The sequence below is a fragment of the Leptospira andrefontaineae genome, from assembly GCF_004770105.1.
In the GTDB taxonomy this organism is placed as follows: Bacteria; Spirochaetota; Leptospiria; order Leptospirales; family Leptospiraceae; genus Leptospira_B; species Leptospira_B andrefontaineae.
Genome location: NZ_RQEY01000001.1, coordinates 203198 through 225690, shown reverse-complemented (window position 1 = coordinate 225690; position 22493 = coordinate 203198). Strand labels below are relative to the sequence as shown.

At 40.7% G+C, this 22493-nt stretch carries 20 protein-coding genes; 13 read left to right on the top strand and 7 right to left on the bottom strand.

Features of this window, described 5'->3' with window-relative positions; all coding sequences use genetic code 11:
* Window positions 1-105: 105 nt before the first annotated feature.
* The 8 genes from EHO65_RS01065 to EHO65_RS01030 all read left to right on the top strand — a co-directional run bounded on the left by EHO65_RS01065 (window position 106) and on the right by EHO65_RS01030 (window position 7253).
* The gene (locus tag EHO65_RS01065; protein WP_135772401.1) at window positions 106-1200 is read left to right on the top strand and encodes an AraC family transcriptional regulator; all 1095 of its coding nucleotides are present in this window, start codon (window positions 106-108) and stop codon (window positions 1198-1200) included.
* 77 nt (window positions 1201-1277) lie between these two features.
* On the top strand, window positions 1278-2240 hold the full coding sequence (locus tag EHO65_RS01060) for a M24 family metallopeptidase (RefSeq protein ID WP_135772400.1): 963 nt from the start codon (window positions 1278-1280) through the stop codon (window positions 2238-2240).
* 46 nt (window positions 2241-2286) lie between these two features.
* Window positions 2287-3135: a metal-dependent hydrolase gene (locus tag EHO65_RS01055; RefSeq protein ID WP_135772399.1), complete on the top strand. Its 849-nt coding sequence runs from the start codon at window positions 2287-2289 to the stop codon at window positions 3133-3135.
* Entirely contained in the window at window positions 3132-3932 is an 801-nt protein-coding gene (locus tag EHO65_RS01050; RefSeq protein WP_135772398.1) for an SDR family NAD(P)-dependent oxidoreductase, read from the top strand. The genes EHO65_RS01055 and EHO65_RS01050 overlap by 4 nt, the downstream gene beginning before the upstream one ends.
* 19 nt (window positions 3933-3951) lie before the next feature.
* A complete protein-coding gene (locus EHO65_RS01045; RefSeq protein WP_135772397.1) occupies window positions 3952-4896 on the top strand; it encodes an alpha/beta fold hydrolase in 945 nt (314 codons plus the stop codon).
* Between the two features lie 73 nt (window positions 4897-4969).
* Window positions 4970-5524 carry a C40 family peptidase gene (locus tag EHO65_RS01040; protein ID WP_135772396.1) on the top strand — a complete coding sequence of 185 codons (555 nt, stop codon included), beginning with the start codon at window positions 4970-4972 and terminating at the stop codon, window positions 5522-5524.
* A gap of 116 nt (window positions 5525-5640) precedes the next feature.
* Window positions 5641-6306 (top strand): M15 family metallopeptidase, encoded by a 666-nt coding sequence (locus EHO65_RS01035; protein WP_135772395.1) that lies wholly within the window; start codon window positions 5641-5643, stop codon window positions 6304-6306.
* Window positions 6303-7253 carry a class I SAM-dependent methyltransferase gene (locus EHO65_RS01030; protein WP_135772394.1) on the top strand — a complete coding sequence of 317 codons (951 nt, stop codon included), beginning with the start codon at window positions 6303-6305 and terminating at the stop codon, window positions 7251-7253. Before EHO65_RS01035 ends, EHO65_RS01030 begins: the two co-directional genes overlap by 4 nt.
* Before the next feature lie 224 nt (window positions 7254-7477).
* Here EHO65_RS01030 and EHO65_RS01025 read toward each other — a convergent pair whose 3' ends face one another.
* The 3 genes from EHO65_RS01025 to EHO65_RS01015 are packed head-to-tail and all read right to left on the bottom strand — an operon-like array spanning window position 7478 to window position 10249.
* The gene (locus tag EHO65_RS01025) at window positions 7478-8281 is read right to left on the bottom strand and encodes an SDR family oxidoreductase (protein WP_135772393.1); all 804 of its coding nucleotides are present in this window, start codon (window positions 8279-8281) and stop codon (window positions 7478-7480) included.
* Between the two features lie 41 nt (window positions 8282-8322).
* Window positions 8323-9180, bottom strand: a complete 858-nt coding sequence (locus EHO65_RS01020; RefSeq protein ID WP_135772392.1) for an LA_0991 family prenyltransferase-like protein — start codon at window positions 9178-9180, stop codon at window positions 8323-8325.
* A gap of 49 nt (window positions 9181-9229) precedes the next feature.
* Complete coding sequence (locus EHO65_RS01015) at window positions 9230-10249, bottom strand: mechanosensitive ion channel family protein (RefSeq protein ID WP_135772474.1); 1020 nt, start codon at window positions 10247-10249, stop codon at window positions 9230-9232.
* Between the two features lie 152 nt (window positions 10250-10401).
* Here EHO65_RS01015 and EHO65_RS01010 point away from each other — a divergent pair, with 152 nt between their 5' ends.
* From EHO65_RS01010 to EHO65_RS00995, 4 genes are read left to right on the top strand one after another with little or no spacing between them, the layout of a single operon-like run.
* Entirely contained in the window at window positions 10402-12735 is a 2334-nt protein-coding gene (locus EHO65_RS01010) for an adenylate/guanylate cyclase domain-containing protein (protein WP_135772391.1), read from the top strand.
* Between the two features lie 3 nt (window positions 12736-12738).
* Window positions 12739-14250 (top strand): FecR family protein, encoded by a 1512-nt coding sequence (locus EHO65_RS01005; RefSeq protein WP_135772390.1) that lies wholly within the window; start codon window positions 12739-12741, stop codon window positions 14248-14250.
* 9 nt (window positions 14251-14259) lie between these two features.
* Window positions 14260-15087, top strand: a complete 828-nt coding sequence (locus EHO65_RS01000) for a fibronectin type III domain-containing protein (RefSeq protein ID WP_135772389.1) — start codon at window positions 14260-14262, stop codon at window positions 15085-15087.
* A 2-nt stretch (window positions 15088-15089) separates the two neighbouring features.
* Window positions 15090-15686 carry a DUF1554 domain-containing protein gene (locus EHO65_RS00995; protein ID WP_135772388.1) on the top strand — a complete coding sequence of 199 codons (597 nt, stop codon included), beginning with the start codon at window positions 15090-15092 and terminating at the stop codon, window positions 15684-15686.
* Here EHO65_RS00995 and EHO65_RS00990 read toward each other — a convergent pair.
* The 4 genes from EHO65_RS00990 to EHO65_RS00975 form a co-directional block, all read right to left on the bottom strand.
* Window positions 15683-16357 (bottom strand): response regulator, encoded by a 675-nt coding sequence (locus EHO65_RS00990; RefSeq protein WP_100724404.1) that lies wholly within the window; start codon window positions 16355-16357, stop codon window positions 15683-15685. The two genes, EHO65_RS00995 and EHO65_RS00990, sit on opposite strands and share 4 nt — an antisense overlap.
* Window positions 16354-17403, bottom strand: coding sequence for a PAS domain-containing sensor histidine kinase (locus tag EHO65_RS00985; RefSeq protein ID WP_135772387.1), 1050 nt, complete (start codon window positions 17401-17403; stop codon window positions 16354-16356). Before EHO65_RS00985 ends, EHO65_RS00990 begins: the two co-directional genes overlap by 4 nt.
* Window positions 17404-17511: 108 nt before the next feature.
* Entirely contained in the window at window positions 17512-18804 is a 1293-nt protein-coding gene (locus EHO65_RS00980; RefSeq protein WP_135772386.1) for an LruC domain-containing protein, read from the bottom strand.
* 146 nt (window positions 18805-18950) lie between these two features.
* The gene (locus tag EHO65_RS00975; protein WP_135772385.1) at window positions 18951-20474 is read right to left on the bottom strand and encodes an HDOD domain-containing protein; all 1524 of its coding nucleotides are present in this window, start codon (window positions 20472-20474) and stop codon (window positions 18951-18953) included.
* Window positions 20475-20876: 402 nt separating this feature from the next.
* Here EHO65_RS00975 and EHO65_RS00970 point away from each other — a divergent pair, with 402 nt between their 5' ends.
* Entirely contained in the window at window positions 20877-22364 is a 1488-nt protein-coding gene (locus tag EHO65_RS00970) for an aldehyde dehydrogenase family protein (RefSeq protein ID WP_135772384.1), read from the top strand.
* Window positions 22365-22493: the final 129 nt, after the last annotated feature.

Genomic DNA, 22493 nt, shown 5'->3' with positions numbered 1-22493 from the left:
TAGAAGAGTCAAACCTTCCTTCTGCACCTGTCGCAATTTTCCCTTTCGGCTGGACAAAACTTTCGCCTTCGATTTACTCTCCCGAAGTTTCGAAGGAATTTTGTTTTGGAGCATCTGCCCGGTTTTTTTCTTCATTTTTGGATCCAATTTGGAACCGCACTTTGCCTACTTCTCGCGGCGATGGAACTCGCTAAAAAAAGGGAAAATGCGATGCCGGGTGGGATTTTCTATCTGGCGATCATTCTCGCGTTGGTAGAGAGTCGATTAGGCCTAGGTCTGCTCCCATGGGCCGCAGATCATATTTGGTTCTGGCCCGCATTCTTTCCCGCAGTTTGGGCTGTGGGTCCCACATTACTTATAGTCTCTAGAAATATGGTCCAATTTGCCTTGGATAGAGAGATCCAGATCGGAAAACATTTTATCCCGGCAATTTTACTTTTACTCGGGGAATTAATAGCCTATATCATTCTACCTGCAGAAGAGATCCGAGAATATATTCGAAATGCAATGTTTGGCTCGAAGGTGGATATTCTAACCGGAGTTACAATCTTCGGTTCCATCCACCAAACAGTTTATTCCATCTTTCTTTGGGTATTATTCAGAAAGGCGTCTAAAGAAACTGAGATCCCGCTTTCTTCTCTAGTTTATACGATCCTGTTTGTCGTATTTACTACCATTCAACTTTGTTGGTTCGGATATTTTTTAAAAAATCAGTTTTTGTTAGCTGCAGGTTCTAGTTTCCAAACTTTAGGGATCGTTCTTGTATTTTTATTCTCCTCAAGGTATCCCAATTTTTTCATTTCTTTGAAGTCGGAGATCCAACAGAAAAGATATGAAAGAACCCAACTAAATGGATTGGATCTGGACCAACTTCATACTCGTATCAAGGAGTTGGTCGAAGCGGATAAAATATACAAAGAAGAAAACCTGAAGATCCAAGATTTCGCCGAAAAACTTTTGGTTTCTCCTCACCAACTTTCTCGAATTTTAAACGAAACATACGGCAAAAATTTCAATGAATTCTTAAATTCATTTAGAGTAGAAGAGGCCAAAACTCTACTACTCGAGGACTTGGAACGAACTGTTCTCTCTATTGCTTATGATGTTGGATTCAATACTAAGTCCACATTTAATGCACAGTTTCTGAAAATCACCGGAATGACTCCTTTAGAATGGAGAAAAAAGGGTAGCAAACTATAAGTTCGGACGATTGTTTTTCGCATATCGGTTAGGATAAAACCTTCCTGTCGGATTCCACAAGGAAGGAGAAGAGATCGATGTCCCGCGAAACATATCCTAAAGAAGAACTAGAATCCTATCGCAAAGTGCAAGCCTTGGCTTACGAAGCGGTGGAATCCGTGCGTAAGGAATTGTACCCTGGGATCACCGAAAAAGAAGCAGCCCGCAAAATTGATGATTATATTCGAAACGCCGGGGGCACATCCTTCTTCCATTATGGGTTTGCATGGTTCGGAGATAGGACCGCATTCAGAGGATTCAAACGTCCACTCTCTCTTAATTATTTAAGAAAGGAAGAAGGGTTACTCCCACACTTCGGAGGAAAATTCCAACCCTCTAATCGAAGATTAGAAGAAGGTATGGCAGTCATCCTAGATGTAGCTCCTACGTTTGCAGGAAGAGCTGCAGATGTGGGTTACGCATTTTCATTCGGTAAAAATCCGGAACACGATAAGGCACTCGCAAATTTAGAAGAATACAGAGAGTTAATTTTAAGAAGGGTTTTAGAAGAAAGAACCTTATCCGAAATCTATTTGGAAGTAGACGCAAGGATCCGTGCATCCGGATACGTTAACTGTCATTCAATCTATCCTCAGGGAGTTTTAGGTCATAAGGTAGGAAGGCTTCCCGCATATAATCTTCCAGGTGGAAGAGTGAATGGATTTCCATTCCAAACATTCGCATATTTATTCCCTCAAATGATAAAAGATCTGATCCCTGGGGTCTCAGGACATTCGCCATTATGGGGAGAAGGTTCTGATTTCAGAGCAGAACCAGGACTCTGGGCAGTAGAACCTCATATAGGTAAGATATATAACGGTTCCAAAGGATCTGAGTCCTTCGGAGCAAAATGGGAAGAGATCCTAGTAGTTACAGACTCTACAGCGTATTGGTTGGATGAGGATCTTCCTCATGTTCGTCTTTGGAACGAAAAGAAAAAATCTAAGTCTTCAAACTCCAAGGTCAGTAATAAGAAACAAAAAGAAAAAGTTCCCGCTTAAGCGAAATATATTCAATAATTTTAATATTAAATTTAGAAGGCTTATTATGAGCAGCGAAATATTACAGGATAAGGATTTTCATTTTTATCCGGTCAGAAAACCTAAATTCGAATTTAGCGAGAATGGCACCAGCAAACATTGGATGGACGGTTCCGCTTATAAAACCCATATTCTGAACACCTGGACTCTCTTTTTCCCGGACGGAGAAAGATTCTTTATCAGAAGTATCCAGAAATTCCTGCCGAGTATTAAAGATCCGAGAGTTCTCAGGAATGCAAAGGCATTTATGGGCCAAGAAGCCCAACATGCAGGAGAACACAAAAAGACCTGGAAAATCCTAGAAGACCAAGGCTTTAAGATCAAAACATTTACGGATTTTGTGAATTCTTTCTTCGTAAATTTTGTGGAAAAAATCATGTCAGCTAAGTCTTGTTTGGCGGCTACTGCCGGTGCGGAACATTATACTTCTCTTGTAGCTACGATCGGCTTACAAATTAAGGCATTAGACCAAGCGGAATCGGAAATGAAACGTCTTTGGGAATGGCATGCAGCAGAAGAGATAGAACATAAATCCGCAGCCTACGATGTATTCTTGGATATCAGTGGAAACTATTTCAGAAGAATGATCACTTTCCTTGGAGTGACCATAGTATTTTGGGCGGCAACATTTATAGGTGCTGAAATTCTTCTTTGGCAAGAGGGACTTACTTTTAAATGGAAAACTAGAAAAGATGCTTTCCGTTTTATCTTTATAGACGAAAAGGTCTTCTTTCATGCGGCAGGTGCGTTCTTCAGATACTTCCGTCCTAATTTTCATCCGGAACAAGAAGATAATCTGGAATTAAGTAGGGCAATCTTCGAATCGCCAGAGCATAGATACAAGGAAATTGCATGAGCAGACTAAGCGGGAAAAACATTTTAATCACCGGAGCAAGCGGTGGTTTCGGTAAAGAATTAACCAAACAACTATTAAAAAAAGGCGCCAATCTAGTGCTTACGGATATGAAAGCACCGGAAACCAAGGCAGAATTCTATTTAGAAAATTCTAAACCTGTTCCGGGAAAAATACTCGGAAGTTTTGCAGCGGACTTAAGCAGCGAATCTGGTTGCGAAAAAGCTTATAAAGAAGCGATCAAGATCCAACCAAAGATCGATATCCTTGTTAATAATGCAGGTTTAGCATTCGGCGGCAGATTACTGGATGTTCCCATGGACAAATGGAAATTGATCTTGGACGTAAACTTATACGCCCCTATTTATCTTTCTCGTTTGTTCTTACCTGCAATGTTGGAAAGAAAATATGGACAGATTGTAAATCTATCTTCTTGTGCCGGGATCACGGCTCCAGGGGAATTAGTGTATTATTCAGTTTCCAAATTCGGGATCAGGGCCTTGGGCGAGGCATTAGATTCAGGTTATAGGCATCAGGGTGTATATACAACTAACGTGTATCCATTCTTCGCAAATACGAATATTCTACATTCTCAACAATTCGGAACGGATAAACCAAAAGTAGTTCCTTCTTTGATCGTAGACAGCCCTCAGATGGTAGTTCGTGCCATAGTAAGAGGAATCGAAAAAAGAAAGATGCATGTTTTCCCAGGATTCACTGCGAAGTTATTGCGCTTTTTGACCAGACTGTCTCCCGGTTTCTTAAGAGGAATGGAAAGATTAGGACAAAAATTTTCTTAAACGAAAAGAGGCGAAAAATATGGCGGCTACCCAACTGGAAAACGGAGTAAAAAAGGAAAAGACGGAAGTTTTCAAAGAAACTTTCGTTCATAACGGCGATGTTTCTTTGTATGTGAAATACAATCATACAGCGAAAGAAAGGCCGAACAGACCCACAGTTCTATTCGTGCATGGATATCCTGACGATCATAGGGTCTGGTCTTACCAGATGGAATCCTTAAAAGAGGACTATAACGTGGCCGCTCTGGATCTAAGAGGTTCAGGAAAATCAGATAAACCTAAAAAACAAAGAGCATATAATGTTCGTAGAATATTCGAAGATCTTGAAGCAGTAATCCGATTTGTAGGTAATGATAAGCCTGTACATCTTGTTGCCCATGACTGGGGATCTCTCATCAGTTGGGCATTCGTTGCTGACGAAGAAAAATCAGTTTGGGCAAAGTCTTATACGGCAATGGGCGGGCCTCACCCTGTTCTTGGACGCAGGAGTGCTTTTCAAATGGCTCTTTCCGGAAATCCACTTTCTTTGTACAAGGCTCTTTCTCAGCTCAAAAGATCTTGGTACATTCTATATTTCCAAATTCCTTTCTTACCGGAGTGGATCTGGAGAACTTTCAGTAAATTTTTCTGGAAGTATACAATGAATACGGGAGGAGTCCCTAAGAACGACACACTTAGAAATAAATCCAAGGAGGAGATTGTTGCGACCACAGTTTCCAATGTGAATTTATATAGGGAATTGCTTCGAGGAGAGAAGTATCCGGAACCGAAACATATCAAGGCTCCGGTCCAGGTTCTAATTCCACTCAAAGATTTCGCAATCCGACCGGAGTTATACAGACTCCATGAAAGGATTTGCGATTCATATAAAGAATATACGTATGATAGCAATCACTGGATCCAGAGAACAATGCCTGATATGGTGAGCGAAAAGATCAGAGAGTTTGTTTGGGAGATTGGCTGAAAAACGTAAAATTGTAATTACTCCGAACTAGAAAAAAAAGAAACCAGATCCGTTCCGAAAGGGTCAGATAAGAATGATCTTGAACGGAATCCGAAAAATTCTAGTTTTATGGAAAGAGAAAGTTCTCCCAAATTCGGGAGCACTTTCTTTTTTGATCATACCTTTCTTCGCTCTGGTACTTGTTGCAGACCAAGCAAAATCCTTATCCGATAAAGAAGTTCATAAATACTTTTATGAAACTTGGAAATTAGAGATTGCTCCCAAAGATAATTTGGAATTATTCAAGGAAACCCAGAATTGGATCGGAACTCCTCATAGAGACAATGGAAAAGATGAGTCCGGAATAGATTGTTCCAGTCTTGCTGCAAAGCTGGTGAAAAAAGTATATTCCAAAACAATTTCAGGTTCTTCCGAGAGTATTTCCAAACAGGTTAAAAAGATCTCCGAGTCAGATCTACAAGAGGGGGATTTAGTATTTTTTAATATATATGGCGAGAAGATCAGTCATGTCGGAGTTTATTTGAAGGATAGAAAGTTCGTACATGCCTCCGTGGTCAAGGGCGTAACCGTAAGTTCTTTGGATGAAAATTATTACAAGGCCAGATTCGTATTTGCCGGAAGATTATAGTTGCTTCGCTCCTGAAGCCCGAGATTTGATATTAACCGATAACCTTTGTTTTATGACGGATTATAGTCGCTTAGTATTGATTGACACTGAGCTTAAAAGCTTAAATAAACTCTTACATGAGAGTTCGTAATAGTCTTGGTCCGATCTTTCTTCTGCTTACCTTCTTCTATTGCCAAAAATCCCCAGTTCCTAAATTCGAAGAAAGCCCAGTGGTATCTTTAACGATCGAAAATGGGTTGGTAAATGTAAAAGATATAGATCCAAATATAGAGATCGATTTACGTTATTCGACTCCTGAAAATTTTACGGGCTCCATCATCTATCCTTTCAAAACCTGTTTACTTAGAAAAGAAACAGCAGAAAAATTAAAAGCTGCCAACTCTGAATTCCAAACTTACGGATACAGGATCAAAATTTGGGATGGGTATCGTCCTCCATATGCGCAAAAAATTTTATGGGAGAAGGTCCCAAATCCAAGATACGTTGGAAATCCTACAAAAGGAGGTTCCGTTCACAATCGAGGTGGGGCAGTGGATCTCACTCTTATAGATTCGGAAGGGAAAGAATTAGAAATGCCGAGTCCTTACGATGAATTCACTTATAAGGCTTCTCCTTTTCGTAAAGACTTAGACCCGACGGTCTCTAAAAATTTAGAGGTTTTAGTTAGAGTTCTAACAAAACATGGATTCAAGCAGATTAGTTCCGAATGGTGGCATTATAATGACGGGGATGCAAAAGTTTATCCCCTAGTAGAGGTGGATCCGAAACTTTGGGAGAAATGAAACATTTAGAAATGTTCTCCAATCGCCTGACCAGGATGTCCAAACATTGGAAAAAATGGGCAAGAAGAAGGGGAATCACCTGTTTTCGGATCTACGATCGAGATATTCCTCAAGTCCCGCTCGTCATTGATCTATACGAAAATTTTTGTTTAGTTTCCGAATACCTGAATTCTTATCCGATGTCTGAAGATGAAAGGGAATCGGAAAGAAATACGATCCGTAATTTTATAATCGAAATTCTTCAACTTGCTCCTGAGGATCTGTTTTGGAAAACAAGAGAACGTAAAAAAGGAAATCTCCAATACGAAAAGTTGGACACTCAAGAAAAGTCAATCCAAGCGAATGAAGGTGGGTTGAAGTTTAAGGTAAACCTGAGCGATTATCTGGACACTGGACTTTTTCTAGATCATAGAACTACTCGCGATCTTTTTAGAAAAGAAGCCTCCGGAAAGAATGTACTCAATTTATATTCTTATACCGGTGCTTTCTCCGTATATGCTGCTGACGGTGGAGCAAAAAAAATTACGAGCGTGGATCTTTCTCAAAAATACCTAGACTGGTCTAAGGAAAATTTTGAACTTAATGGATTCGCTTACGAAGATCACGAGTTTATCAGAGAAGATATTACGGAATGGCTGAAGAGAGAAAGGAATAATCCTAAAAGAACACAATACGATCTTATTATAGTCGATCCTCCTACATTTTCTAACAGTAAGAAGATGAGGGATATTTTCGATGTGCAACGAGATTATTCTTTTCTATTGAATTCGATCTTTAGGGATTTTTCTGCGCCTGGTGCGGTTCTCTTTTTCTCTACAAACTTTAGGAAGTTCAAATTGGATGTTGATGAACTTTTGTGGGAAGATATTCAGGATATCACTAAACAAACTCATCCAGAGGATTTTCGAAATGAAAAGATTCGATCTGTTTGGAAGATGAGGAAGTAGGATCCAGACTTGTTGGAGCTCCTACAAAACCTCACTAAATTTTGTAATTGTAAATTTTACAGTTTTATGATAGAAGGCGAAAGGGCTCCCACGGGCCACTCCCCCCAATCCCAACGCAGGGTGGGGGCCGTTTTTTCAAAAATGTTTTCGATAAAACTTAGGCTGTTCCCTGGAATGGCCGACTCGTTTGGCCGGCCTTGCTCCCAGTAGGAATTCCTACAATCTCAGGTAACTGCAGTCTTAGATAAGAATTTTGCGAAAAACTTAGGGAAATAGTGTCTTAGGAACAGCCCGAATTTCTCTTTTCCACCTGCAATGATCACTTGTAGATCTTCGTTCTCGATCGCATCCAGAATCTTGCGTGCACATTCATCCGCATCGATCCCATTCTCGATTACCTTATCCATTTTCTTTTGAGGAGTTCCATCTCCTTTAAGTGCGTTATGCGAAATATTGGTCTTCACAAAACCAGGATAGACCAGGGTGACTTTCAGATTTTCTTTTGTATTTTCGGCTCTAAGAGCTTCATAAAAACCGGTTAATGCAAATTTGGTGGAAGAATATCCGGTTCTCAATGGAACTCCGATAAGTCCTGCAACACTCGCGATTGTAGATATCCAGCCTTGTTTTCTTTCTCTCATATGAGGAAGCACTGCGAGAGTTAGTGCGATATTTCCGAAGTAGTTTACTTTCATTAAAGTTTCATAAGTATCTAAAGAAGTCTCATGGGCCATGGAACGTTGGCTGATCCCACCATTATTGATGAGCACATCTATTTTTCCAAAAGTTTTGATAACTTGAGCGGGAACTTTTCCTAACTTTTTATAATCTTCTAGATCTAAAGGAAGGATCATGCTGTTTGAATCTGTTAGTCCGTTCTCTTTGCGAACTCTTTTGAGTTCCTTTTCTCTTCTGGAAGAAAGAACTAATATCGCTCCTCTTCTTGCGGCTTCTTTAACTAAAGATTCGCCGATCCCGGAAGAAGCTCCTGTAATCCACACGACTTTGTTTTTGAAAAATTCTCCCATATTTTTATCTCCGATATTAAATTTCTTAGGCGGTCAAGGATCTAGAAGGAGTTTAGAAACCAAGGGATTAATCCCAAGATAAAAACTCCTTCTCCAAGGATCCTATACTTTTGAGAATCTTGGAATTTATCCGCGTAACGCAGGATTCCTCCCGGAACTGCACAGATGAGGGCGATCACCAAAGAGGCCGAAACCGAGGTGCCCGGCGCCCATTTCCGTATTCCGCCGGCCAATACTAAGGCAGCCAGAAATCCGAGCAAGGACAATCGTAACACCCATTCCTTAGCTAGTTTGGGAGAAAGAACTCCTAATAGATAAACTTGGCCTTCTTTAGCATCTAACTCTGCTTCCATAAGAGAGTTCATGACTAAATTTAGAACGGTACCTAAAAAGAATAAGAAAAGAAGAATGGGGCTTGTCCAAGAACGAAATCCTACAATCAAAAGAGGACCGAACCAAACTCCTAAAGTATAGATCAATGCAACAGAGAATTCTTTTCCAAAACGTATCTTTCCCCAGCGAGCGATCCCTAAATGAAGAACTGCTAGTGCAGCTAATAGTACTCCACCGAGTAAAACGATTTCTCTTAATAATAAGAAGGCCAGAACCGCGGAGATGATAGCTGCGATTGTGCAGAGTATAGTTAAAATTTTAGAATGATCGTAGTGGAATTTGTGACGTGGGTTGATGGAATTTTCTCCTACCTTCTTTCCATCCAATAAATGATCCAAGGTGTAAATGACCCAAACGCTTAATGGAAGAAGAAACCACCATACCGTTTTCATTTTGGCACCTGTTACTATTGTTGCCAAGGCACCGGAACCTAAAACTCCAAGACAAATGTCCAAGCTAAGTACATGAACATAAAACCAAAGTTTGTTTTCTAAAACGTTTCGCATATGATTTCTATTACGACTGATTTCCGCGAATAGATTAGTTTGTTTCGGATTATTTTGCTGCTTTCGCGGATATGTTATCGATTCCTTCTGATCTAAATTGGGAATGCAAGGATTTTATGAAAACGGATTTAATTTGTCCGGAATCATCAATGTTTTTTAAAGGAAGATGAACCACCAAATCGATATTAGATTGCCCGAAAGAAACATAACGAAATGAAATTTTGGATTCACTGTAGCCGGTTCTTCCGTAGATCTCCGTTAAGGAAAAATTTGCAGCCTCTTTCAAAATGGATTCTAATCTCTCCAGATTTCCTTCTTTAGGAATACTGATCTCCAACTCAGTCCAAAGTCCCGTATTTGTAAGACTATAATTCGTATATGTGGTCTTAGACATTTTAGCATTTGGAATTATGATCGTGCTTCCATTTCTTTTTTTGAGGGAAGTCGTTCTCCAGTTGATATCTTCTACCAGACCTTCTTCTCCAGTTTCTAAGGAAATATAATCTCCTACGGATACTTTTTTACCGAGTAAAACTCCAAGTCCTGCAAATAAATTGGAAAGTGTTTCCTGTAAACCTAATGCGAATGCAAGACCTCCTACTCCTAATGCTGTCAAAGCAGGAGTAACGGAGATCCCTAAAGTTTGTAATGCGACCAAACCTCCGGTGAGTAAGATCAGAATTCTAACTATATTGTTTAGTATCGATGCGGAGGGTAGAAGTCCTTCTGCTTTTGAAGAATATAAAGTAAAAGCTCCGGAACCGACTCTTGCAAAGGAGAATGTGAACACCATGATCCCGAATACTTTCAGATAGAGAGAAATTTTCTCTTCCGAGGAAGTATCTAATTTTAAGAATCTTAGAGCAGTATATAATCCAAAAATAAAAAAGGAAAATCTAACTAAGGAAAGAAGAGCCGTGTAAAGAGGATGGTTTGTATCTAACTTGTCCTTTGTGAGAGTTTTTGCGAGTCTCGGAACGATGAAACCGCCGAAAAGATAACCCAAAAGAATTCCGGAAATAACCGAAATTACTCCGAGTAACCAATTAGAACCTAAAACCGAGTCCATCCAAATCATTCTCCCAGATTAAGAGGAAGTATTTTCTAGAAAAGAAAAAATGGAAGTGCCGAATTATGTGGCAAACCGAGGGCAAATCTAAAGAGAGATAAAATTGGATTTTGTAATGACAAACTAGAGAGATTTCAGAGACTCCTATCCCCATGCAAGAGGGAGTCGGGAAAAATCAAATTTTAGAAGTTCCTCTGACGGACACTATGTCCGCATACTCTAAACATTTTCCGGAAGAAGGTGTAAATCTTTCTGAATGGATGGATGAGATCCATACTAGAGGTATCCAAGACGTAGTTTTTTGGGGAACGAAATCGGAAGCGAGCGGTTGGAAAAATAGCCAGGTATTCAAGGATCTGGTGAAAAAACTCCAAGAAGATAAGATCCGTCTTTCTACGATGGATGGCGCTAAGTTCCGATCTTCTCCGGAATCTGCACGAAAATTAGATCGTTTTCTTAGATCTCATTTGGGTTCCGTACTTGTTTGTTATTCTGAAAATGAATCCAACGAATTCGTAAAATTGATGCAGGAGATCCTTTCCGGTAAAAAAGAAGAACCTGCCAAAGTATATACACCATATTCTCCAAATATTACTTCTGACAAACCTAGAAAAGAAAAAGAAGAGCCTCCTAAAAATCATGGAGAAGATTTTAAAGCATCTAGGATCACAATTCGAGTCAAACTTCTTGCGATCGTTTCCGCCATCGTAGTTGTGAGTATGGGGCTTGTGATCGGACTCGCTACTAGTCTTTTCAGAAATTATACCGTATCACTTATCCAAGAATATAACTTGAGTTTGGCGAGATTGACCGGACTTCAAGTAGGTCTTAGGATCAAAGAACTTTCTACAAAATCATCGGAGTTTGCAGACAAATGGAATATTCGTCCTTCTAAAGGTTCCGATTCTAAAAAGATCATAGCTCCTTCTCATATTGCCGGCTTCTTCTCCACTCATCCTAAAATTCTCGCCTGGGGAAAATACGAACAGGGAGAATCGTCGCTTGTTTTTAATCCTAGATTTGTCCGAGATCTTAGGAAAGAAGAAGATGAGATCCGCAGTTTATGGGTTTCCATCCCTAAAGAAGAAAAAGAAAAATTTTTCGCTTCCGAATTCGAGTCTACTCGATTGGAAAATATTAGCTCTAAGTTTGGATTCCCTGCTGTACTTTTTATAGAGAAGGATACATCCGGAAAAGGTTATGGTTTCTTCTTAATTTCTCCTCAGGATCTTTGGGAAGCAGCCAGGTCTGCCTTACAAACCGAATTATTCGCGATCTGGGTAGTCGATTCAAGAGGAAGATTAATTGCTCATACGGAAGAATCAGAAACTGTTTCTGCAAAAGATTATTCTAAAAATCCTCTGGTACAATTTTTATTAAGAAGTCCCGCAGACAATGGATCCCAAACTTCCATCTTCGAAGGAAAAGAAACTCTGGGATCTTTCCAACAATTAGAAGATGGGAATCTTGCAGTAGTATCTTCTATCGAGGCTGACAAAGCATTCGAAGCGGTGTATAAGATCAGAAGGCAGAACTTTTATATTCTGATCTCGGTCCTGAGCCTCGCGTTCTTAGTTGTATTCCTATTTTCCAGAACCTTGACTGTCCCACTCATCAATCTATTGAGCGCCACAAGACAGATCGAAAGAGGAAATTATAAGGTAGGGATCAAACCGGTCACCAGAGACGAGGTTGGAGTTCTAACAAATTCATTTCTCAAGATGGCTCATGGATTAGAAGAAAGAGAAAAGATCAAAGACACTTTCGGAAAATTCGTAAACAAGGAAATTGCAGAGCGTGCACTCGCAGGGGACATGCCTTTAGGTGGGGTCACTAAAGACGTAACTGTATTCTTCTCGGATTTAAGAAACTTCACTGGAATGTCTGAAAAATTAAAACCAAGCGAGGTGGTTGATTTTCTAAACGCATACTTCACCGAAATGGTGGAATGTATTTATCTTACGGAAGGGATCGTGGATAAATTCATCGGAGACGCGATCATGGCTCACTGGGGCGCATTGTACACCGATGAGAACGATGCAAGAAATGCGATTAATTCTGCATTATTGATGAGAAACGCTTTGATGGAATTCAATCGGATCGGAAATGAAATAGGAAGACCTCAGGCAAGATTCGGATGTGGAATTAATACGGGACCTGTGGTAGTAGGTCAGATCGGTTCCGAAAAGAAACTGGAGTTCACCGTTATCGGAGACGCAGTCAATCTTGCTTCTCGTATAGAATATTTAACGAAAGAATTCGGAACAGATATATTGGTTTCGGAAACATCTTATGAAAAAGTAAAAGACCATTATAAATTCGAAACACTTCCACCTGTTTGGATCCGAGGAAAAGAAAAACCACAACAACTTTATGCAGTATTAGGATGGTTGGAAGATCCCGACTGTCCTAAAAATTTACAAGAGTTACGAAAGGTTTGCGGAATACCTGAACCTGATTCTCCTTCTAAGGCTATCGCGGATTAAGATATGGATTGGAGAATTTATAAAAGAGAATGGCAGGTCGGCTTAGGCTGTTTCGTTGTACTCTTTCTGTCTTTATACCTTCTATATTTCGAATCCAAATCGAATGGAGGAGTAGGGAAGGAGATCATGGGAACTGTCTCCTTTCGATACAAAACCGCTCAAAGAAAATTTCCGGACAGAATGTTATGGGAAGATCTGGAGCAAGGAATGCCTGTTTATGATAGGGATTCCATCCGAACGGACGAAGCATCGGAAGCGGTCGTATTTTTGAAATCAGGCACTAGAATAGAATTAGATCCTCAGTCCATGGTGGTTCTCCAATTAAAGGAAAATAAAGAAAATCTGGATCTGAACGAAGGGAATATTCTAGTAGAGAGTGGGAAAAAAGTGCTCTCCGTTATCGCCGGAACAGTCGGTTTAGAAGCAGAGCTTGGTTCCAAATTCCAAGTCACGAAAAATGAAAACGGTACCAGAGTAGATGTAGAAAGAGGACAGGTAGAATGGTCCGAAAACGGTGCCGTTAAACAAACATTAGGTGAAAAAGAAAGTTCTCTGAACGGAAATAAACTGAATCAAAATTGGGGTCTTATTAGTCCTGAAGATTCGCATAGATATTTTCCTGCAGAATTAGAACAGACGATCGAGTTCCGTTGGGAAGGTGGAGAGGAAGGTATATTAGAGATTTCTCCTAGACGGGACTTCTCCGTTTATATTTCTAAAAGGCCTTCTAAAGAACCTTATTATAAACAAAAATTTCCTGAAGGGATCTATTATTGGAGGATTAACTCCAAGGATGGCAAAAAAATATCCGAGGTAAGAAAGTTCAGAGTTCTTCCAAACTTCCCTGTAGAATTACATTATCCCAAAAAAGATCTTTCTCAGGAAGACAGGACTGTGGCCTTCTCCTGGGCGAAACAAAAGATAGCGAGCGGTTATAAATTACAGATCTCTACCGATCCAAATTTTGGAGCATTGTCAGAGACCCAAGTATTCCGCACGAATTTTTCTCTCACATTGGATCCTGGGACTTATTATTGGAGAGTGCAGTCGTATACGAATCTTCCCGGAACGGAAACATTTTCGGAAGTGCGTAAATTTTCTATCTCTCTTCCGGTGATCCAGGTTGCAGAAACAAAACAAGAGATTGTTGCGGTTCCAGAAACGCAGACAAGTGCTGATCTTTCCGTAGATTTTCCGAAAAACGGTACTTTGGTGGATATGACAGGCAGAGAAAGTATCTCTTTCCGCTGGAAATTCTCCGCCAAACAGAAACAAAGCGAATGGAAATTTCGTCTTTTCTATAAGAGAGGCTCTGGCGATGAGCTAATCTACGAAAAAAAGACAAAAGGTGATAGGTTAGTATTCAAAGACTTGGAAAAACTGGATGTAGGAACATTCAGGTGGACCATAGAATCGGATGCGGACCCTAATCTAAGATCGGAAGCGGATTTCAAAATATTACTTAGGGAAGAATTGGAAGCCCCTGAAACAAAATCCAGTGGCGCCCGCCCTTAAGGAGAAGGCATGTTCTTGTTCCGCGGAAAAACTTTCGCTATTGTATATCAGTTTATTCTAATATTCTTTTCCATTTCTTCCGGCGTATTTGCCGAGAAAAAAAGTTTCGTATATTATATAGAATGGAAAGAGGTTAAGGGAAGCCGCGGTTACGTGGTAGAAGTCCGAAAAACAGAACCTCCTCAAGAATTATTTTTAGAAAAGAAAGTCTCCGAGAACGAGATCGAGTTCTCCTTAGAAGCAGGAACCTATGAATATAGGATCGCTGCATTGAACAGGTTCGGAAAACCTTCTTCTTACACACCTTGGACTAATTTTAAAGTCGAGCAGGACCGCCCTAAGGCAGTCGCCTTGGCGGAAAAAGAAGAAGCGAGCAAAGGAACTAAAACTTCTAAGCTTGTTTGGATGCCTGGAACAGGATATTATTCCAAAGGAGATCGTTGGAAGTCCTACAGTATCTGGACTTGGTTTGGAGTGCTTGCTTACCTTGGAAACTCCGAAAGGGAAGCCGGGAATATCCTCGCCTCGAAGCCGTTAAACGATCCGATGAATATCGGGATCTTAAGTTTAAATCTACCTTCTTCATTAACTCTTTATCTTTGGCAGGCACGTGAGAATGATAAGAAAGAATATGAAATGCACCAAAACAATCAGGCTCTCATCGGTGGAGTTGCGATCCTAAGTGTTGCGCTTTCTCTTTGGTTGGAAAATAAACTTCCACAAGGAGATACTGTCCAGTTCAAGGTGAGTCCTGATAGAGGCGGAAATCAAAATACTTTTGCAAATACTGGATTTTCTCAGAACAGATGGGAAGTCCAATACACAAGGAGCTTTTGAACATGGCTCTTCGAATTTATTCTTTGGTCCTTCTTCTTTCCGGGCTTTTTAGCTCGGCTTGCTCCAAGCCGTTTCCTGGTGGAGATGAGCTTATTCTTTTAGGAATTCTAGGCAAAACACGTTATCTGTTTGTTACTACTTCCACCAATACCGGTGCCTTAGGAGGAGTTGCAGGTGCGGATTTGATCTGTCAAAATGCAAAGACCGCAGAGGTTCCTAGTTTGCCTGGTTCCGCTTTGGAATATGGTGCATTGATTGCTTCTTCTTCCAGAGTTCCTGGGGGGACCGGCTGGCCCTTATTTCCAAATACGAGTTATTACGCGATGGATCCTGGACAGACTCTTATCTTTCATACAAATGGTTCCGGAATCCCTGTGGATCCCATGGATAGCGCGACTGGAATTCCTGGCGCTGGAAACTATTGGACGGGTATCAGTATGACTTTTGGGGTAGGAGATACCTGTCTTGGATGGGGTAATGGCACAGGTGGGGAATTCGGGGAATATGGAGCCCCCGCGGACAATACCATCGGGGGGTTCAACCAAGGCTTCTCGGATGGATGCGATCAGCCTAAAAGTTTACTCTGCGTTAGAAATTAACTCTCTACAATACCTGCACGGATTGCGTAGACTACTAAGTCCGCCACCTTATGTAAGTCCAGCTTCTTCATGATGTTTGCTCTATGTACCTTTACGGTTGCAGGTGAGATATGAAGAAGTTTCCCTATCTTCTCGTTGGAATTCCCCTCGGAGATCAATTTTAGGATCTGTCTTTCTCTATCGGAAAGTACTGAGAATACGGACGGACCTTCTTCCTGAAGTTCTCCTGTTTTTTTCTTTCCGATCCCGGAAAGAACTCTGGTTGCGATCCTTGGGCTTAAGTACGTTTCTTTTCTGCGGACAGCGTCGATTGCTCTAAGTAGATCTTCTCCCGCGTCGTCTTTTAGAACGTAACCATTGATGCCAAGATCTACCAGTTTTTGGATGTACTCTTCGTTATCATGTCTAGATAGAATGATCACCTGAACTTTAGGATAGTATCTTTTGACTCCCTTGACTAGATCGATACCGCTCACTCCCGGCATGGAGATATCAGTGATCAGAATGTCCGGTTCTAATTTCCCGATCTCGTCTAGCGCCTGTTCGGCGTTTCCGTTTTCTCCGATGATTTCCAGATCGTTTTGTCCGGAAATGATCAGTCTAAGACCTTCTCTTAAGATTGCGTGGTCGTCTACAAGATAGAGTTTGCAAACGGAGGGTTGGGCGTTCATACTTTCTCCTTGGAACGTTTTTTTAACGGGATCCTAAGCACATATTGAGTACCTTTATTAGGTTCCGTTTCTAAAAAAAGAGTACCGTTCAGGTCCTCTGTTCTTCTCCGAATATTTTCCAATCCGTATCCGGTAGATTTTATTCTGGCTTCTTTTTCTTTAAATCCTTTTCCGTTATCTTTTGCAGAAACTACTAGGGTATCTTTCTCCGAAAAGATCTTTAACTCCACTTTATTTGCTTGGGAATGTTTCAGAATGTTTGCACAAATTTCCTGTAATATTCTGAAAACTTGGTTCTGTATTTCCTGTGGAATTTTTTCCGGGACTCTAAACTCTGATTTTACTTTAATTTTTTGTATCGGGAAAATTTGGTTCGCTAGAGAGTTTAGTGCAGCTTCCAGCCCAAGTTCTTTTAAAGAAGAAGGTTGCAAATTTGTGTAAATATCGCGGAGTTCTTGGCTGGCTCTATCGATGAGCCCTAGGCCGGAGCCGAAAGATTCTGGATGTTCCTTCTCCGATTTTTGATAGGCTTGGAAATGTAATTTTGCCGCGAGTATGAGTTGTCCGACCCCGTCATGAAGTTCCCTTGCGAGTCTGGATCTTTCTTCTTCTTGGGAGGCGAGGACTTGAGTGTGGAGAGTCGCGATCTTCTTCTCTAACTTTTTGTTCTCTGTAATATCTTTTAAGATCATACCCAGGCTATCTTTGAATCTAAAGATAGAATATCCGTAAGACTTCTTTCCCTTTTTGAATTCCTGGTTTTGTAATTTTGTTTTGAGAGCCTTGTGAAGATTCTCTCTCAGGTTAGCTTCTTCTTTTGAATCCAATCTTAACAGATTGAATAGGTTTTTACCTGCTGGGTTTGCAAATCTAAGCCTGAATTCTTTTTTAAAGGATGCGTTTGCGAATCGGACTATATTGTTTTCGTCCAAGGCTACGATAGGGGATATCTCTTCTACGAGAGATAGGAATTTAGAGGCCTGCTCCTTACCGGAGTATGAACCTGTTTGTTTGGTGTCTTTTCGTTTGAGGAGTCCTGAAGCCACTTAAAGTTCAGGATATAGTCCGGCTTATGGCTCGAAAAGAAAAAAACCCCTCCCCTCGGCCGAATGAGGGAAGGGGGAGGTTGCTTTTACTCTTTCAGGAGTCCCAAATTAGGGCGTAGCCGGAAACACTTCCGAAGTATTCGGAGTTCGGAACCAATCAGTATTGGTGGTTCCAAGAGATTCATACCAAGTTTTGAAAGTAGGATAGGAGTTACGTATATCAGTAGCTTCGTAAGGCCATTGGAAGTTTCCAGGCACAAGAAGTACCCAAGGGAAACCGGTAGCATCTCTATAGATGTCCTTACCTTCTGCATCGAAATATTTCCCTGCAGCGTGTATATCCTTACCGGTGTTGATCACTCTGATGAATGTATCATAAGGAGCAGGTCCGAGCACCAGTTTGGAAATAGGCGCGGAAAGGATTACTTCTAATTTTGCAGTTTTACCTTTTACAAAAACGGTATCCGTTTTGGAAGCGTTCGATTTAGAAATTGTAGTAGAGCTATTTCCTAAAATTTCCAGATCTGAGATCGATGTTGGAGTTCCACTTAAGTTTTCTTCCAAGGTGGTTCCGTCGGCTGCATAGCGTAGAAGTGAATAACTTGTTACACTTGCTCCTGGCAATCCGAAACGAAGAGTATGATTATACCCGGCTCCTTTAGCAACATGAGTGAAATATCCTCTTACTCTTACTACTTCACCGAATTTATTTAGATCTTCTTCAAAATAAGAACGGATCACATAGTCGTTGAAATCCGCATCTCCTTGTTTAGGGAATAAGTCCTCATACGAAGTAGTATAATAATCTTCTGCAGGAACACGGATCGAACTCACTCTTGTAGGATCATTCGGGAATACATCTTCGAAATCCTGTACACCGTCCCCATCCGTATCTATGATCTGGGTGGTGGTAGCGGTAAATCCGATCGAAATTCTACGATCCACCTTACTTACGTTTACGATCGAAATATCCGCTTCGTAAAACTTACCATAAGCTTCTACAGCTAGATGAACTGTTTTAGTATCTCCATCTATTGTAAAACTACCGGTAACTTCTCCGCTTGGATTTGTATAAGCTTTAAAAACGGATTTATTACTAGTAGCGCCAGGTGTGGCAGAAGGTACAGTAACCTGCACCATGGAACCGTTCACAGGAGCTACAGGATCTATTACTTGTACGTTTACTGTGATTGTGCGAGTAGTATCGAATACGAAATCAACCGGAGCAGTCTCGTCATTTATATCGATTCCGAAATCAGTAGGACCGGAAGGAGCCTCGACCGCAGTGGCTCCTGCTACAAGACTCATCAACCATGCGTAATTAGGATCGCTGGAAGATGTACAGGACGCGAAAGAGATACTGAGAGAGGCTACAAAGCATGTTAGGATTTTTTTTGTCATAGATGCACCCATACGGATGTCATGATTATGCCGATATCCCCCCAATAAGCAATACGCCCGAAGGTTTAGATTACTAGAACCTTCGGCTAATACTATTTTTGGTACTTTGTTCGAAAGAAATCTCTAATTGCCGGAGTACCGGCGAATCAAAGAGTAGCTTGGAAACTTTCTAAAGCTTTGGTCCGGAAAGAATGGAAATCTCCGGAAGAGAAAAATTTACAATGTTTCAGTACTTCTTCAGGGATCTCGGAGAACTTAGCTTCTTCGTTATTGATCTTGATCATCATATCTCCCAGGTAAATAGGGAAGATGATCTCCTTATATTGTTCTTCCGCCAATTGAGGTCTATGATGGTATTCCATGGTTTTGGAATATAACTCAGGGAAATTCCATTTTTCAGCGATGAGTGCACCGATCTTAGTATGAGTAATACCGAATGCAGCTTCTTCCATAGAAAGTGAAGAAGCGATCTCTTTGGATGCGGAATAATTCTGGATCTTTCCCATACGCTCTTGTTCCAAGGAAAGAAGAATGATCTCTCCTATATCATGAAGAAGTGCCGCCGACATCAGATTACTCATTGAGTCCTTAGGAAGATTCAATCTTTGAGCGATCAATTTACAGTAGTACGCACACTGATTGGATTTTTCCCAGATCGTTAAGAATGCAGGGAACTTGTTCTCTAAGATCTGTTTTGTTCCAAGAGAATATAATAAAACCTGTAACTCTTTCAAACCGATGAGCTGGATCGCTCTATCCAAAGATTCTACTTTGTTTCCTCTACGGAATGCTGCTGAGTTGGATAATTTCAGAATGTTTGCGGCAAGGGCCACGTCTTTTTTGACCATCTCTGCGATCTGACCGATACTTGAATTCGGTTTGTCAATAGCAGATTGAATGTCTTGGATCGCTTTAGGGAATGTAGGAAGTTGGTCTACTTCTTTGATGATCTCTTCTGCCTTTTGGATCTGAACATTCTCTTTTTGAATGCGAATAGGAATATCGATAATGACAGAAGTATTATTACCTTGGCTTTCCACCTTATAGGAACTCGCACCTAGACCGTCGTTTTTCAACATCATCAGTGTCATGATGAGTCCAAGGCCTGCACCTTCTGTTTCGTCGCCTTTTTCTAAAAATGCTTCTGCAAGATCGTTATAAGTTTTTGCTTTTTCGATCCTTTCATTGATACGATCTACTTCTTCCGGGCTGAGTTTTACATTATTCATCACTCGGATGCGGATTGCGTCCTTGTTATGAATGAAGGAAACTAGAACAACATAATTGTTCTTAAAGAGAAGATCTTCATACTTCTCCTTATTATCCAGATAAGTTTGTTTAAAACCGGTGATCTTGCTACGATACACACTTGGATTTTGTATATCAGCTTGGAGTTCTCTAAAATAGATCCTTTTGATATTTGCTTTGATAGTGTTAGTGATGGTTTCTTTCATAGCCGCAAGAACAGAATCTCTTACGAATATGATATCCAAATGTAAAAGATAACGATCTAACGTCTTGGAGAGAATGCTATCCACATTCTCCGTAAGATTAAAAAATTTAAAATGAAACGGGATGTTTTCCGAAATAGGATGATTCAGGTCCTTCAGATTACTGAATATACCTTGGTCTTTGTGATGGAAAAGTTCTAGGGTTTTCCCTTGGCTCATATCATGTAACTCTGAAAAACGTTAGTGGTCTCTGTCAAGAATTAGCGAAACTTATATATGAAAAATAAGATTCTGCTAAGCGAATTATACGGATCAAACTTTGAAAAAAAAACTGAAAGAAAAATTTATCTTACAATTCTTGTCAGAAATAAATTTCCAAAAACGTCAATGTAAAATAGTCCTTTTGGACTAATCTATCACTTGTTCAAGTAGGAAAATTCTTATCATAACAGGTAGAATAAAAAGCGACTTGGGTCCAGGTAGGGGAAATTTTCTCTGAAAGTTACGGAATGATCATTCAATAAAAAGGTTGCATCAAAATCCTGAATTTGATGAAATTATACCTTGGTTCTCTACCAGTCCGGATCATCCGGAAGAATGTTAGAACTTAGGAGATCCCTCATGTCCAGCACAGCTACACAACCGGCGAGCTCAGTCTCTCCCGCTTCCAGCGGAACGGCTTCATTTCCCGCTGCGAACCCTAAGGAGATGCAAAGAGTATTCGATGTCCAAAAACGTCATTTTCATAAGGTTCTGAAAGTATCCAAAGCCAAGGATCGAGTCGTATTATTGAAAAAATTACTGGCAGCAGTAGAAAGACTGACCCCAGAGATCAAACAGGCTTTACAAAACGATTTCAGAAAAGCTCCTCACGAAACGGATCTGACTGAAGTTATGCCTTCTATCGCGGAGCTAAAAGACGCGATCAGACATGTAAAAACTTGGATGAAACCTGAAAGGGTAAAAACTCCAGTTTCACTTTTCGGAGCAAGAAGTTCCATTTCATATGAACCAAAGGGAGTAACACTGATCATTTCTCCTTGGAACTATCCATTCTATCTTGCAATTGCACCTTTAACTGCGGCTCTTGCGGCAGGAAACACGGCGATCATCAAACCTTCTGAGTTCACACCAGAAACTTCTAAATTACTCACTAGACTGGTAAAAGAAACCTTCCAAGAAGGAGAAGTTGCAGTATTTGAAGGAGATCATACGGTTTCTACTGCTCTTATGGAGTTACCATTCGATCATATCTTCTTCACAGGAAGTACTCATGTAGGAAAGATCGTTATGGCAGCTGCTGCTAAAAATCTCTCTACAGTAACTTTAGAGTTGGGAGGAAAATCTCCTGCTATCATCGTACCTGGAGCAAACTTGAAAAAGGCAGCTCAGAAATTGGTATGGGGAAAGATCATGAACGCGGGACAAACCTGCGTGGCGCCTGACTATCTTCTTCTTCCTGAAGGACAAACAGAAGAATTCGTAAAACAAGCGAAGGCTGCTGTAAAATCTTTCTATGGAGAAAGTTCTGCGGATATCAAGAACAACAAAGACTTCTGTCGTTTGGTAAACCAAAGGAATTTCCAAAGAGTTTCCGGATACATCCACGAAGCAGTTGAAAAAGGTGGAAAAGTAGTGATGGGAGGAGAAACAGATTCTTCTCAAAACTATATAGAGCCTACATTGATTGCCGATGTTCCAGCGAATGCAAGAATCATGGAAGACGAGATCTTTGGACCGGTTCTTCCGATCTTAACTTACAAAAACTTGGATGAAGCAGTGGAGAAGGTTCTTTCTAAACCAAAACCACTCGCACTCTATGTATTCGGAAGCAATAACAAACATATCAACAAGGTTCTCAAGGAAACATCTTCCGGAGGAGCTGCGGTGAATGACGTTATCGTACATTTGGCGAACCCGAACCTACCATTCGGAGGGATCAATCATTCCGGACACGGAAGTTATCACGGCTGGTATGGATTCAGAACATTCTCTCACGAGAAGTCAGTATTCAAACAAGCTCCTTTCTCTTCGATTGAAATGTTATATCCACCTTACACAGGTTTTGTGGATAAAATGCTTCAATTCACTAAGAAGTTCTTCGTTTAAAAACATCTTCTACTTTCTTCGATTTGAAAGCCCTCTTCGGAGGGCTTTTTTTATGGGCGGTTCCTCACTTCGTTCGGACCGGGCTACTACGGGTTCGCGCATCCGCGCTTATCCGGCAAGCCGGACTTA